Consider the following 14,562-nt stretch of genomic DNA (forward strand, 5'->3'; position numbering starts at 1 on the left):
AACGACGGTCTTATGCCATCTTCACCAAAGGTCCCAGGGTGCATCGATGCCGCTAAGACCTTGCCGAAAATATGACTGAACTTAGATGTTGTCCATCTTCTTGTATGCAAGAGCACTGACATCAAATTTAAACGATATAATGTTAATGTCAAGTCAATCAGTAAATAAGAAAATAGCTGACAAGTAAAACAGAAAAACATCGTCAGATCTGACAAGTGAATTCAGGAAAAGACAATTCATGACCTTTTACATTGCAAAAGCTTACCTTTTGAAAAGCAAAAGCTAAGATTTAAATAGATGAATGAAGAAAATTTAGGACACTGTTGAACTTTTCTCATATAGCCGGGAAGGATTTTCGCGTTTTTAACGCCCCGGCTAAACAAAGAATATGCTTATCTTTTGTCTTGTCCGGACAGGCAGGTTTTGATATGAATTCATTGCGTATGGGTTTTAGTTAGTAAATTGCCGAATAACAAACATATATAATTGAATATTCCTAATGGCGGTCATTAGGAAAAAGAACTAAAGTAGTTTCTAATGACCGATTTAAGCAAAAGCACAGTTTTTATACAAGAGTTTTTTATCATTACCAATCATTTTTGAATAGTTCGAAAACAATTTGTAAATCAAAAAAAATCCGTCTAATTTTTGTTATAGACGGATTTTTTCTTTGTGCGATATCGGTGCTACTATCTTGTTCTTAGCTGTTTCTTGGCCGTTTGCTCATACAAAACAGCTTTATTTGTTTTGGCTTTACCAAAAGATTTTTTTCCTAATCTGCCGGTTGCAGCTCGCGTCTTGGAGAACATCCCTTTGGCATTTGTTGCCTGACGTTCTAGGTCTATATATATTACATCTTCCGTGTTTGTACTAATGGCAACACCGAAGAAAGTGTCATAACCTCTCTCATTTTCGTATCCCAAGTGGAAACCCTCAGTTTGTGAGTTGGCATCCAAAACGAAAATAGTACCCGATTTGTATTTAATGTAAATATCTCCATTCATAGCTACATACCACGAAAAATCCAAAGTTTGCGTATTTCCATCAGCATCGGTATCAACCTCTACTCCGTTTCCACTCAAAGAATTGGATGTCGCATTATATTGAAAGAACTTCATGTTCGCCATATAGGTTTCTTGTATTCTCTGCTTGGAATTGTCTGAAGTATATTCGTAAACCATAGTACCTTGCCATTCACCACAAAGCATTTGAACCTCGTCAAGTAAATTTTGATCAGCGGTTGGGACTTCATTGTCATAATTGCTATCCCATCCATAATTCCCATTGTTATACGCATCCCAATAAGGAGTTGGACTAAAACCTATCGAAGTCATGAACGCAACGAACTCGGCGTCTGTTGCCATCGGGTAATTACAATAGAACCAGTTATAGGCATGATAATAATCAGTTCCCTTTGGGAAATCGTACCGGAAGCCATCGACGGCTTCATCAACAAGACTGAGATAATATTCATTATCATCATTACAACTTGTGAACATGAATGGGGTGGCAACCAGTACCAATGCAAATAAAAACATACTAAGTTTTTTCATATCTCTTATATTTTAAATTATTCCTTTTCTACTTTTTAATGGCAAAACTAAACATTTTACATCCATTTTTTAATATAAAATCTCTATTTACTTATAGGGAAATCCCTATTTTATGCAAATCCCCATATTAAATGGAAACTTACAAATAAATTTTTAATACTTTTAATACATACTTCAAATGAAATAAAAATAAAAGTTGTATTTTTGCAAATAATACATATAATCGTTTAATCAAAATTAAAGAAGATGAAAACAGTTTATGATTTCACTGTCAAAGACAGAAAAGGCGGTGATTTTTCACTAAAAGAGTATGCTAACGAGGTCTTGCTCATCGTAAACACAGCTACAAAGTGTGGTTTTACTCCAACATACGAAGAACTGGAAGCTACTTATAAAAAGTATCATGCAAAAGGATTTGAAATTCTTGATTTTCCTTGCAACCAATTTGGACAGCAGGCTCCCGGTACAGACGAAAGCATTCATGAGTTTTGCAAACTAACATATGGTACGGAGTTTCCACGCTTTAAGAAAATTAAGGTGAATGGTGAAGAGGCAGAACCGCTCTACAAGTTTTTGAAGGAGCAGAAAGGTTTTGCCGGTTGGGATGAAAGCCATCCTATCTATCCGGTATTGCATAAAATTCTTTCAGAAGCAGATCCAAACTACAAGGAAAGCCACGAAATAAAATGGAATTTCACCAAGTTCTTAATTAATAAAAAAGGACAGGTTGTAGCACGTTTCGAACCTACTGAAAAAATAGAGCATATCGAAGCGGAAATAGAAAAGCTTTTGGCAGAGTAATATTATTTGGTAATATAGCTGTCTATTGTAATATAGACTCTAACTGAAAAAAAGGAAAGTTCACAGGTTTCTTTGTGTATCTTTCCTTTTTTTAGAGCAATCCAAGATGGTTTTTGCCCCCTGTTTTTGCGGTTTAGTAAGCCATAAACCAATAAAGGTTATTAGCCCATTAAGCATAAGTAATTCATAACCAAACTTGTAATCCCATATCCGCAAGAAAAGATTGTCGAGGAGGAAGCACAAAATCGGACTTGCGATGGCTATATAAGGAACTATCTTGTCGTTTACGTTTTCATGGGTAAGCATTCCATATGCAAATAATCCAAGCAAAGGTCCATAAGTATAAGAACACAATATATAGATGGCATCTATAAGGCTTGTTGAGTTTATAGACCTAAATAACAAAATGAAGAGAATAAAAATAATGGCAATCATTATGTGCGACTTTTTTCTCAAAGTTTCATTGCCTGCTTGTTCCTTAATATCAACACAATAGCTGGTAGTTAAAGCAGTTAAAGCAGAATCGGCACTGGAGAAACACGCTGCAACGACACCAATTGTAAAAAGCACGACAACCCATTTCCCCAGCATTGCTCCTGCCACCGGAATCAGCATCAACTCATCCGGATTTTTAGGTATCGGCTGTCCCATCCGTACTAAATAATGCATAAGCAGAACCCCTAAACCAAGAAAAAGAAGATTGGCAGGAAGAAAAGCCAATCCATAGGTACACATATTCTTTTGTGCTTCAGATAGGTTTTTGCATGTCATATTCTTCTGCATCATGTCCTGATCTAATCCGGTCATTACAATTACTATAAAGATACCGCTAAAGAATTGTTTCCAAAAATTTTGTCTCGTCACCCAATCATCGAATACAAATATTTTTGAATATTCATCCGCCATTATCATTTTCAGGGTTTCTGAAACACTCATATCCAAAGCATCAATCACCTTATACATAATTAAAAGAAGCGCAACAAACATACAGAATGTTTGGAAAGTGTCGGTAAAAACCAATGTCTTCATACCACTTTTACGAGTATAAAGCCATATCGAGATGACCAAAACGATGACAGTAACAAAAAAAGGAATGTGAAGGGCATCAAAAACGAATCGCTGAAGTATCATGCAGACAACATAAAATCGCACTGCGGCTCCTGTCATTTTAGATATTAGAAAGAATGACGCACCGGTCTTGTAACTCCGCTTTCCCATCCTCTTCTTTAGGTAGGAATAAATAGTGATGAGATTCATTTTATAGCACAACGGCAATAAGACAAAAGCTACAATAACATACCCAACTATAAATCCCATACAAGTCTGGGCATAGGTCATATTTTGATTAATTACCATTCCGGGAACACTTACAAAAGTAACACCGGATATGCTGGCACCAATCATTCCAAAGGAGACCAAATACCAAGGCGACTTACGGTTTGCTCTAAAGAAGACTTCATTATTACTTCTCTTTGAAGCAAACTTGCTCAATAAAAGAAGAATGGAGAAATAAGCAAGTATGGTTGCTATTATCATCATTGGTTTTTCTCAAACTTTATTCCAGATTGAAGTGCAGCTCCAATCGCGGTACAAAATTCCGAGTATTTGGGAATTACGAAATTCACTCCGTAAAGCTTTTCCATCAAAGGGAACAGAATTTTACATTGTGGAAGCAGAGTAAGATTTCCAATCATTACAAAATCCTTTATACCACTATTAAGCGCGCTCAAGATAGTTGCCGACCCAATGGATTGAAGCACAAGGCAGATTAAGCCCAAAGCAATATCTTCTCTGCTCGTGTTTCCTTGCGCATTTGCGAAAAGGGAAGCAGTCGCATCCATCGGCAACCCCGGTAGAGGATTTGCGGAAATATCACCAATCTGTAAGTTAATATTCGAGATATCCCCTTTTATCGCTAAATCAGAAATATGTTTGATATCATCTGTGTTCAACAACAAACGCGACAGTCCGTTCAAAGTTCCTCCACCAATACCTATTCCTCCTATATGATTAATTTTATCTCCGTCACACTGCACAAGAGAGGTTCCTGTTCCCATCGATACTACAATCATCCGATCCAGCCGCGACTCAAAGCGTGCTCCCAAACCATCGGCGAGAAACTCATCGGCTTTCTCTGTGGGCAAACCATAAACGGGCTTATTGATATAAGCAGAACCTACACCGGTTATCATAACTTTCTCAACATCAAACAATTCTATCTGGTTGTCATAAAGATATTTCCCAAATGCACCATATAGAGAAGTTACCGGGTCTGTTGCCGTTATTCGTAGCGGTTTTACTATTTTACCATCCGACAAGCCTACAATTTTAGTTGTTGAAATACCAACATCTATACCAATAGCAATCTTCATAATTAATATTAATTTATAGCGCAAATTTACATAAAAATCGCGATATATAAGTCAGTAGGAATAAAAAAGGAAAATAAATCCCTGAATTCCCTTCCCTTTTTACGGAAAAGTGTCAAGACCAACATAAATTCTTTGTCCTAAATGCGTGCTCTAAATCACAATTTGTATTATCTTTGGCAAAAAAATAATAATGTTCAAATGCAGGGCTTATGAGAATCGTATGGACCTTGACGTACACAAAGATAGCATTTATCTTTGTACTTTAAGCAGCACGAGCGAAATTATTGAGAAATTTTTGGCGTATTGACTCTACGACGCCATCGCAAAAACGTTTTTTAGAAAAAAATAGTAAAAACATTTCCGTATTTATCTGAAAATGAGTATCTTTGCAGTCCGTTAGAAAAGGTTATGGAAAATATATAATATTAAAGCATATATAAACAATGACAAAAGCAGATATCATCACAGAGATTGCAGCATCAACGGGCATCGCGAAGAAGGACGTGTCGGCAGTTGTAGAATCTTTTATGGACGCTATCAAAAACAGTTTGTTAGATAGGAAAGAGAATGTGTACCTTCGTGGTTTTGGAAGTTTTATCGTGAAGCATCGTGCAGAGAAAACGGCTCGTAATATCTCAAAAAACACGACGATTACGATCCCGGCACATAACTTCCCAAGTTTTAAACCTGCCAGAACTTTTATCGAAGACATGAAGAAATAATCAACAAAGTATAAAATAACATTTTAAAATTAAGAATTATGCCAAACGGAAAGAAAAAAAAGGGACATAAGATGGCTACGCACAAGCGTAAGAAGAGATTAAGAAAGAACAGACACAAGAGCAAGTAAGCCCCAGGGCAGAAAGCACTTAAGCTCTTTCAAACATAACGGGGCATGTCATCGCAAAGGACTCCTTTCCCTGGGAGTGCGACGACAAGTCTCGTTTTTACATATAAGTAAAGACTACTTATAATAAACAGAAGAAAATGACAAGCGAAGTTATTATTGATGCCCAACCGAAAGAGATTTCCATAGCACTACTTGAGGATAAGCGTTTGGTGGAATATCAGCGCGAACCGAGAGAAGCAAATTTTTCGGTGGGAAACATCTACGTGGCTAAAGTTAAAAAACTTATGCCGGGCTTAAATGCTTGCTTTGTAGATGTAGGTTATGAACGCGATGCATTTCTTCATTATCTTGATTTAGGAAGCCAATTCGATTCTTTTGCGAAGTACCTCAAACAGGTGCAAAGCGACCGTAAAAAACTTTACCCCATACAGAAAGCCAGTCATCTACCCGACTTAAAAAAAGATGGTAGCATACAAAATACATTGCAAGTCGGACAAGAGGTGATGGTACAAATAGTTAAAGAACCCATATCCACCAAAGGACCTCGCCTTACGGGAGAAATATCTTTTGCAGGGAGATACTTGGTGCTTATTCCATTCGGGGATAAAGTTAATGTTTCATCGAAAATTAAAAGCGGAGAAGAGAGAGCAAGGCTAAAGCAACTCATTCAAAGCATACGCCCAAAAAACTTTGGAGTTATCGTTAGAACAGTGGCACAGGGAAAACGCGTAGCGGAACTTGATGCCGAAATGAAAATTCTTCTAACCAGATGGAATGAAGCCATCACCAAAGTTCAAAAGACGCAAGAGCGTCCTCAACTCATTTTCGAGGAAACGGGACGTGCAGTAGCCATGCTTCGAGACCTTTTCAACGCTACCTATGAAAATATTTATGTTAACGATGAAGAAATTTGCACAGCTGTAAAACACTATGTTTCTCTCATAGCCCCTGAAAAGGCAAACATAGTAAAAAAATACACCGGCAAATTACCGATTTTCGACAATTTCGATGTAACAAGACAAATCAAATCGAGTTTCGGAAAAACTATTAACTATGGACATGGGTGCTATTTGATTATAGAGCATACGGAAGCCATGCATGTCGTTGACGTTAATAGTGGCAATCGCGCAAAAGAGAAAGGACAAGAACAAAACGCGCTTGACACCAATTTGGGGGCAGCTGACGAATTAGCCAGACAACTCAGACTAAGAGATATGGGTGGCATCATCGTAGTGGATTTTATCGATATGAATCTTGCTGAAGATCGTCAGCTGCTATATGAACGCATGTGTAAGGCGATGCAAAAAGACCGTTCCCGCCACAACATATTGCCACTAAGCAAATTTGGTCTCATGCAAATAACTCGGCAGCGCGTGCGTCCGGTGATGGATGTGGATGTGGACGAGAATTGTCCTACATGCTTTGGCACCGGAAAAATAAGGTCAAGTATTCTTTTTACGGATCAACTGGAACGTAAAATTGACAGACTTGTCAATAAGATTGGTATCAAGAAATTCTATTTGCATGTACATCCGTATGTTGCAGCGTATATTAATCAAGGAGTAATTTCCCTAAAACGCAAATGGCAAATGAAATATGGATTTGGCGTGCGTATCATTCCTTCACAGAAATTGGGCTTTTTACAATACGAATTCTTCGATGAGAAGCAACAATTTTTAGACATGAAGGAAATCAATGACAAATCATAAGATAATACTTATCGTCATCAAAAGATAATGAAGGAGTCTATGTGGTTAATCAGAGTAGGAAGTAAACAAAGTGGTTTACTTCCTACTTTTTTCTCGGCGATATGGGAAAAATTCAATAATGTCCTATATTTTCTTCATTCGTCTATCCAAAGCTTAGCTTTCGCTCCGTAAAAGCTTACCTTTTGCAATGCAGAAGGTCATGAATTGGAGTACAAAAGCTTACCTTTTAAATCACAATTATTATCATTCTGATTATCAATAGATTATGAAACGTATCAATGATACGGTTTTTGTAATATAATTTCGTGGAGATGGGTGGAATTATTCACGTAAAAACTGTCTTTTTTGATAGGATTACATTACTCTATCGAAAATGAACATTCGCGGCTCACTTTTTCCTTGACAACTTTGCAAATCGCAAAAGAAATAGTATCTTTGCCTTCAATTTAAAATAACACCAATGAAAATAATAGGAATCATACCCGCACGCTTTGCCTCAACCCGCTTTCCGGGTAAACCACTGGCTAAGTTGGGAGGAAAATTCGTAATCGAAAGAGTGGTGGAGCAAGTAAATAAAGTGCTCGACAATGTATATGTAGCAACAGACGATCAGCGCATTTTCGATGCAACAAAACGCTTTGGAGCTAATGTCGTCATGACCCGTTCAGACCATCAGAGCGGAACGGACAGAATAGCCGAAGCACTCAAGAAGGTCGATGAAGATTATGACGTAGTCATCAACATACAGGGCGATGAACCATTCATTCAACCCTCACAAATAAAAGCTCTCATTGCATGTTTTGAAGATGCCGACACACAAATAGCAACACTCGGCAAACGATTTGATACATTGGAGGCGGCAAAGAACCCAAACTCGCCGAAAATCATCTTGGACAATCAATCCTTTGCGATGTATTTCACGAGAGCGTTAGCACCTTACATACGAAACAAAGAGGAAAAAGAGTGGCTTGAGCACTATCCATTCTTAAAGCATATCGGACTTTACGGTTATCGCGTTCCGGTACTCGAGGAAATTACTCGGTTGCAACAATCCTCGTTGGAGCTTGCTGAAGGATTGGAACAACTAAGATGGTTGCAAAACGGATACAGAATCAAGGTTGGATTCACCGATGAGGAAACGGTGGGAATCGACACACCGGACGACTTGAAGCGTGCCGAGGCTTTCTTGAAAAAACAGCTCTTAAACGGCTAAAGTGGGAAAAGCGTCGGGAATTCTTCCGCTCTCGACGCTTTTTGATCGAATATTACTCGGAGTATTTACATCACGCCGTCCTCACGCAGCTTTTTCTGCCACTTCCACGCACTGGCAAGCACGTCGTCAAGTGGCGTGTCGGCTTTCCAACCCAACACTTGGTTGGCTTTCGTGCAATCGCCCCAAATCTTTTCAATGTCGCCTTCTCTTCGGGGGCCGAACTTCCAGTTCAGCTTTATGCCCGTAGCTTTCTCGAAGGTTTTCACTATTTCAAGCGTTGAATTGCCGCTTCCAGTTCCAATGTTGAAGTATTCCACCGGCTTTGTTTTCTTATCCAACACTCTTGCCATGGCTGCTACATGAGCTTTGGCAAGATCTACCACATAGATATAGTCGCGGATACAGGTTCCATCCTCTGTTTCATAATCATTGCCGAAAATGGTAAGTTGTTCCCGAATGCCCATGGCAGTTTGCGTAACGTAAGGTATCAGGTTGTTGGGCACGCCGTTAGGGAGTTCGCCTATCAACGCCGATGGATGTGCTCCGATAGGATTAAAATAACGTAATATAACACTTTTAATCTTTGCGCCACTATGAATATAATCAAATATAATCTGCTCATTTATTTCTTTGGTATTACCATAAGGCGAAGTGGCTTTTTGGTGTGGCGCCTCTTCGGTAACCGGGAGATTCTTAGGTTCAGGTTGCCCATAAACGGTGCAGGAACTGGAGAAGATAATGCCTTTTACGTCGTATTTCGGCATCAATTCTAAAAGATTCAGCAATGAAACGATGTTGTTACGATAGTACATCAATGGTTTTTGCACGCTTTCTCCCACGGCTTTTGATGCCGCGAAATGTATGATACCTTGAATATCGGGATATTTTCGGAATATTTGTTCCGTGGCATTTTTATCCTCAAGGTTCACCTTTTCGAAATCCGGACGTTTGCCGGTTATTTTCTCTATTCCATCGAGGACTTCAATTTTTGAGTTGGAAAGATTGTCAGCTATGACAACATCATACCCTGCTTCCAACAATTCCACCGTTGTGTGAGAGCCTATAAAGCCAGTACCCCCGGTAACTAAAATAGTTTGTTTCATTGTATTGTTCATTATTAACGCGATTGCGCAAATTGAGTTGGTGATATTTTTAATTGAATCCGACAAGTCGTCCGATTCTTTGCAAAGGTAATAATAAAAAAGTGGCTATTCCGATAAAATAAGATGAAAATAACAAAAAAACAAATTTATATTGCGCCATTGTATGAAAACTTTTATTAACTTTGCTCGGTAATCTATTCAAGAAACATTAAGCTATGACTGTAAAAGTGAAAACACAACAGCAAATTGAGCGTTTCCTCAGGAAACTCACTCAAAAGTTTCCAAGTACTGATGACTCTTGCCTCATGACAGATCTGCATCTTCGAGTATCTCCCGACAATGGAGATTTGATGGCGTTCGATGATGACGGAGTGGAAATAACTCGATGTGTAATTGATGAATGGATAGAAAATAAAGATACCGACTTCGAGGACAAGGTCGTCATGCTTCTACGCCAAGAACTTATGAGGCTGAAAGCTGACATAGACAATCTTGGGATTATAAAACCTTATGGTTTCGTGCTTGAGGATGAAGAAGGAGAAACCATTGCAGAATTATACTTGGCGGATGATGATACCATAATCATCGGGGGCGACTTAATGCCGGGATTGGATGAAGAGTTGAACGAATTTATGAACAACTTAATAAAGGAATAGAAGTAAGACACGGATGAACATCGGAAAGATTAGCTTTTTTCTCTGTTTTTTAATTCTCTGTCGCACAACATTATCTGCACAGCGGCATCAGGTTTTTAGCCCAGATATCCGTTCATTGCAGGTAGTGGCAAATGGGGATTGGCAATCTATGCCGGTTTTGGAATTGGGAAATGGATTTTTGTCGGTCGATTTCGATGATTTAACGCACGAATATCACAGATACACATATAAAGTGGAGCATTGCGAAGCCAACTGGAGACCTTCCTCACAACTCTTCGAAAGCGACTACATAGAAGGGTTTGCAAATGATAATATCATCGACGATATAAAAGAATCTACGCTGACCAATACTATTTACACACATTATCGGGTAACGATACCCAACAAGAGTTGTCGCCCTCTGATATCGGGTAATTATGTCTTAAAGGTGTTTGATGATTATCATCGGGAAGTTCTCCGGGCTTATTTTATGATTGTTGAGCCTGCAGAAAGGTGCATGAAGGTAGGATTGACCGTTACGACAAATACCGATTTGACGATAAATCAAAAACATCAGCAAGTGGAGATGGAACTAAAATACGGCAACTATAAGGTAACCAATCCGAACATGCAAATTCAAACCGTTATCTTACAAAATAAACGATGGGAAACAGCACGATGGAATAGTAAACCACAATATGTCATGAGCGACGGATTAAAGTGGAATCATAATCAAGATTTCATTTTCGAAGCAGGTAACGAATATAGAAAATTCGAGATTTTATCTACCGACGTATCCACAATGGGAATAGAGCGAATAAGCTGGGATGGAGAAAGTTTCCATGCTTATCCTTTTATTTCCACCCCACGACAAAACTATGTTTATGATGAGGATGCAAACGGAGCGTTTCTCATTCGCAACTCCGACAACATAGCGGTTCAAACGGAAAGTGATTACATGATTGTGCATTTTACGTTAGATTGTCGGGAGCGAGTCAATGGGAACATCTATGTAAACGGAGATTGGACACACGGAGCATTCACGGATGACTACAAACTCGTTTACAATGATTCGACACGAATGTACGAATTATCTTTTCCGCTAAAATTGGGCTATTACAGTTATCAATATCTATTGATGAACGTTAATGGAGAAATAAGTGTTCTGCCATCAGAGGGATGTTTCTACCAAACAGAGAACTCTTATCAAGTACTGATTTATTACCGTGAAGAGGGCGGACGAACCGACAAACTCGTAAGCTATAGAACGGTTCAGTTCAAGGGAAGAGAAGCAAATCGCTCAATATATTAAATATTCTGTTCAACTAAATGGCACGCTCCCCATTTATATTTGTATCTTTGTAAATGATTTAAAGATATTATAAAAATGTATAGATTTTATTTCGCTTTTATGGCAATCTTTTTTTTAGGCACAGACAGCTTCGCACAAAACAAAGAAATAACCATCAAACTGGTGGAAACAAGCGACGTACATGGAGCTTTCTTCCCATACGACTTCATCAAACGCAAGAACACACAAGGGTCATTGGCTCGTGTATCAACCTATCTGAATGGTCTGCGTAAACAATGGAAAGAAGACAACATATATTTATTGGATAATGGGGACATTCTTCAGGGACAACCGGTTGTTTATTATTACAACTATATCAAAACGGAAGAAGAGAACATAGCAGCAAGTGTCATGAATTATATGAATTATGACGTTGCAACAATAGGTAATCATGATGTGGAAACGGGGCATGCCGTCTATGATAAATGGATAAGAGAATTGAAATGCCCTGTTGTCGGAGCAAATGTAATTGACACGAAAACCAAACAATCCTACTTAATGCCGTATTATATTATAAAGAAAGAAAATGGGATAAAGGTCGCGGTGATAGGATTGCTAACACCTGCCATTCCAAACTGGTTGGAAGAACGACTATGGCATGGGCTTCATTTCGAGGATATGGTAAGCTCGGCAAGGAAAACGATGGAAACAGTCAAAGCAAAAGAAAGTCCTGACATCATTGTGGGCTTATTCCATTCCGGATGGGATGGAGGAATACAAGCCCCCGACTACTTAGAAGATGCCTCAAAAATCGTGGCAGAACAAGTGCCCGGATTTGATGTCGTTTTCTTTGGTCATGACCACACGCCAAGGAATATGGCAATTACTAACCGCGATGGAAAGAAGGTGATTTGCCTTGATCCGGCAAATAACGCCAAGAAAGTGGCAGTGGCTACTATCACATTGAGGGCTTCAGGTGAGAAAACAAAGGGAAACAAGAACTATAAGGTGATAAAAAAAGAGGGAGAAATCGTTGATGTTTCCGACATACCGGTAGATGAACAATTCATCAACTATTTTCAATCCAATATCAACGACGTGAAAGCATGGACGGAAAGAGAAATAGGAACATTTACGCATACCATCTATTCAAAAGATTGCTATTTCGGTAGTTCCGCTTTCAACGATTTAATTTTAAGCCTAGAACTGAAGATAACAAATGCAGACATAGCCTTCAACGCGCCTTTGCAATTCAACTCATCCATCAAAGCCGGCCCCATCACGGTGGGAGATATGTTTCAGCTTTACAAATATGAAAACCAACTTTACGTCATGCGACTGACCGGAGAAGAGATAAGGAAGCATTTGGAAATGAGTTATTCGCTTTGGGTAAATACCATGAAATCTCCTGACGATCATTTACTCTTGCTGGCTGACACAAAATCTGACGCGCAGCGATTGGGATTCAAGAATTTCTCATTTAACTTTGATTCGGCGGCAGGAATCGATTATGAGGTGGATGTTACAAAGCCTTCCGGAGAAAAAGTCAAGATACTGAGAATGAGCAACGGACAGCCCTTCGACGAAAAAAAATCGTATAAGGTTGCCGTGAACAGCTATAGAGGAAATGGGGGCGGAGAACTTCTGACAAAGGGAGCAGGGATTCCTCAAGACTCATTGAAGGGAAGGATAATTTGGAGAAGTGAATTGGATCAACGCTACTATCTCATCAAGGAAATAGAAAAAGCCAAGATAATGAATCCAAAGCCACTGAATAATTGGAAGTTTGTTCCCACCAAATGGACGAAAGCAGCTGCGGAAAGAGACAAGGAATTGCTGTTTGGGGAATAAACTCCATCGAAAATAATTCTATTGGGGATATGAAGTATTATTGGTTTGTTTTCTGTAAATCGGATATCGTATTGAAAAAAGACGATAAAGGATATACTATTCCTCTATCCGAAGAAGCACCGGTATCACTGCACAGATGGTCTAAAATCATGGATGTTGCAGAGACCTCATCGGGCGTCAAAGTAAAAGCTGTAAATATAGATACACCCATAACCGGCAACCCTAAGCTGGAAATGTGTGGATTGAGGTCGAGCTATTACAAATTATCTCGCGAATTATACTTGATAGCCGGCAAATGTCATGAGCTGCTTTATTGGAATCAAAATACAAAATTCTGTGGTGCTTGTGGCGCTCCCATGAAATTCAATTCTAACATCTCCAAACTCTGTACAAACTGTGGAAAAGAAATTTGGCCACAGATATCAACGGCAGTTATAGTCTTGATACGGCGAAACGATGAAGTATTACTCGTTCATGCGAAAAATTTCAAAACAGACTTTTATGGACTTGTTGCCGGCTTCGTTGAAACGGGTGAAACATTGGAAGAAGCTGTTCATCGTGAGGTAATGGAAGAAACGGGACTCAGCATAAAGAACTTGACCTATTTCTGCTCGCAACCGTGGCCTTATCCGTGTGGCATGATGGTAGGATTTAATGCCGACTACGATGCAGGGGAAATAAAAATACAGAAAAGCGAATTATCAAAAGGTGGATGGTTTAAGAAAGATAACCTCCCCAATCTTCCGGAAAAACTTTCTATTGCTCGAAAGTTAATTGACAATTGGTTAGAAGGATAACTGCACCATATCCCCAAATCGGTAATTAGCCGTCCCTTGAAAATTTCTATTGTAAATGTACAAGGAAAACGGATTTGAAATGATCGCGAAATATTAGCTCCAAAACTCTCTTTCGCCTGTATCCACCATATTTCCTTTACATTGTGGACAAGTATGTCCATCCCATTTTTTCATATCGTCAGATCCGCATTTCAAGCAAATCCTTCCGGTAAGAGAGCGAAAGGAAGGGGCGGCATCGCCGATAACTCCCCCTACGACCAAAGGAACAAGATTGTGGCAACCATTGCAAACCACCGCCTCAATGCTTTGTCCCATGAATCCTTTACCCTCATAGACGCAAGCCTCGTAGCCACAAGATAGGCATTTATATTTCTTTATCCAACTCAT

Annotated in this window: 13 protein-coding genes; 8 read left to right on the top strand and 5 right to left on the bottom strand. The window is 39.1% G+C overall.

Features of this window, described 5'->3' with window-relative positions; genetic code table 11:
• Nucleotides 1–689: 689 nt before the first annotated feature.
• The gene (locus tag ETF27_RS05380; protein WP_130829156.1) at nt 690–1,553 is read right to left on the bottom strand and encodes a hypothetical protein; all 864 of its coding nucleotides are present in this window, start codon (nt 1,551–1,553) and stop codon (nt 690–692) included.
• A 246-nt stretch (nt 1,554–1,799) separates the two neighbouring features.
• On the opposite strand from ETF27_RS05380, the gene ETF27_RS05385 reads away from it, so the two are divergent.
• Entirely contained in the window at nt 1,800–2,354 is a 555-nt protein-coding gene (locus ETF27_RS05385) for a glutathione peroxidase (protein ID WP_130829158.1), read from the top strand.
• 60 nt (nt 2,355–2,414) lie between these two features.
• Here ETF27_RS05385 and ETF27_RS05390 read toward each other — a convergent pair whose 3' ends face one another.
• Entirely contained in the window at nt 2,415–3,893 is a 1,479-nt protein-coding gene (locus ETF27_RS05390; protein WP_130829161.1) for a sodium:solute symporter, read from the bottom strand.
• Entirely contained in the window at nt 3,890–4,726 is an 837-nt protein-coding gene (gene coaW, locus ETF27_RS05395; RefSeq protein WP_130829163.1) for a type II pantothenate kinase, read from the bottom strand. The genes ETF27_RS05390 and coaW overlap by 4 nt, the downstream gene beginning before the upstream one ends.
• A 443-nt stretch (nt 4,727–5,169) precedes the next feature.
• On the opposite strand from coaW, the gene ETF27_RS05400 reads away from it, so the two are divergent.
• The 3 genes from ETF27_RS05400 (at nt 5,170) to kdsB (ending at nt 8,498) form a co-directional block, all read left to right on the top strand.
• The gene (locus ETF27_RS05400; protein ID WP_130829165.1) at nt 5,170–5,448 is read left to right on the top strand and encodes an HU family DNA-binding protein; all 279 of its coding nucleotides are present in this window, start codon (nt 5,170–5,172) and stop codon (nt 5,446–5,448) included.
• 265 nt (nt 5,449–5,713) lie between these two features.
• Entirely contained in the window at nt 5,714–7,285 is a 1,572-nt protein-coding gene (locus tag ETF27_RS05405; RefSeq protein ID WP_130829168.1) for an Rne/Rng family ribonuclease, read from the top strand.
• A gap of 460 nt (nt 7,286–7,745) precedes the next feature.
• Entirely contained in the window at nt 7,746–8,498 is a 753-nt protein-coding gene (kdsB, locus tag ETF27_RS05410; RefSeq protein WP_130829170.1) for a 3-deoxy-manno-octulosonate cytidylyltransferase, read from the top strand.
• Nucleotides 8,499–8,563: 65 nt separating this feature from the next.
• Here the strand turns inward: kdsB and galE are convergent, their stop codons facing one another.
• Nucleotides 8,564–9,601 carry a UDP-glucose 4-epimerase GalE gene (gene galE, locus ETF27_RS05415; protein ID WP_130829172.1) on the bottom strand — a complete coding sequence of 346 codons (1,038 nt, stop codon included), beginning with the start codon at nt 9,599–9,601 and terminating at the stop codon, nt 8,564–8,566.
• 215 nt (nt 9,602–9,816) lie between these two features.
• Here galE and ETF27_RS05420 point away from each other — a divergent pair, with 215 nt between their 5' ends.
• The 4 genes from ETF27_RS05420 to nudC all read left to right on the top strand — a co-directional run bounded on the left by ETF27_RS05420 (nt 9,817) and on the right by nudC (nt 14,175).
• Nucleotides 9,817–10,257 (top strand): hypothetical protein, encoded by a 441-nt coding sequence (locus ETF27_RS05420; RefSeq protein WP_130829174.1) that lies wholly within the window; start codon nt 9,817–9,819, stop codon nt 10,255–10,257.
• A gap of 13 nt (nt 10,258–10,270) precedes the next feature.
• A complete protein-coding gene (locus ETF27_RS05425) occupies nt 10,271–11,548 on the top strand; it encodes a type IX secretion system plug protein (protein WP_130829177.1) in 1,278 nt (425 codons plus the stop codon).
• Between the two features lie 75 nt (nt 11,549–11,623).
• Nucleotides 11,624–13,378, top strand: coding sequence for a bifunctional metallophosphatase/5'-nucleotidase (locus ETF27_RS05430; RefSeq protein ID WP_130829179.1), 1,755 nt, complete (start codon nt 11,624–11,626; stop codon nt 13,376–13,378).
• Between the two features lie 29 nt (nt 13,379–13,407).
• Nucleotides 13,408–14,175, top strand: coding sequence for an NAD(+) diphosphatase (nudC, locus tag ETF27_RS05435; RefSeq protein WP_130829740.1), 768 nt, complete (start codon nt 13,408–13,410; stop codon nt 14,173–14,175).
• 93 nt (nt 14,176–14,268) lie between these two features.
• Here the strand turns inward: nudC and ETF27_RS05440 are convergent, their stop codons facing one another.
• A complete protein-coding gene (locus ETF27_RS05440) occupies nt 14,269–14,562 on the bottom strand; it encodes a hypothetical protein (protein ID WP_130829181.1) in 294 nt (97 codons plus the stop codon).

The organism is Prevotella brunnea (assembly GCF_008016795.1).
Taxonomy (GTDB): domain Bacteria; phylum Bacteroidota; class Bacteroidia; order Bacteroidales; family Bacteroidaceae; genus Prevotella; species Prevotella brunnea.

Coding starts and splice junctions, on each gene's coding strand:
- ETF27_RS05380 (WP_130829156.1), bottom strand. CDS start 1,553: ATGAAAAAACTTAGTATGTTTTTATTTGCATTGGTACTGGTTGCCACC.
- ETF27_RS05385 (WP_130829158.1), top strand. CDS start 1,800: ATGAAAACAGTTTATGATTTCACTGTCAAAGACAGAAAAGGCGGTGAT.
- ETF27_RS05390 (WP_130829161.1), bottom strand. CDS start 3,893: ATGATGATAATAGCAACCATACTTGCTTATTTCTCCATTCTTCTTTTA.
- coaW (WP_130829163.1), bottom strand. CDS start 4,726: ATGAAGATTGCTATTGGTATAGATGTTGGTATTTCAACAACTAAAATT.
- ETF27_RS05400 (WP_130829165.1), top strand. CDS start 5,170: ATGACAAAAGCAGATATCATCACAGAGATTGCAGCATCAACGGGCATC.
- ETF27_RS05405 (WP_130829168.1), top strand. CDS start 5,714: ATGACAAGCGAAGTTATTATTGATGCCCAACCGAAAGAGATTTCCATA.
- kdsB (WP_130829170.1), top strand. CDS start 7,746: ATGAAAATAATAGGAATCATACCCGCACGCTTTGCCTCAACCCGCTTT.
- galE (WP_130829172.1), bottom strand. CDS start 9,601: ATGAAACAAACTATTTTAGTTACCGGGGGTACTGGCTTTATAGGCTCT.
- ETF27_RS05420 (WP_130829174.1), top strand. CDS start 9,817: ATGACTGTAAAAGTGAAAACACAACAGCAAATTGAGCGTTTCCTCAGG.
- ETF27_RS05425 (WP_130829177.1), top strand. CDS start 10,271: ATGAACATCGGAAAGATTAGCTTTTTTCTCTGTTTTTTAATTCTCTGT.
- ETF27_RS05430 (WP_130829179.1), top strand. CDS start 11,624: ATGTATAGATTTTATTTCGCTTTTATGGCAATCTTTTTTTTAGGCACA.
- nudC (WP_130829740.1), top strand. CDS start 13,408: ATGAAGTATTATTGGTTTGTTTTCTGTAAATCGGATATCGTATTGAAA.
- ETF27_RS05440 (WP_130829181.1), bottom strand. CDS start 14,562: ATGAGTTGGATAAAGAAATATAAATGCCTATCTTGTGGCTACGAGGCT.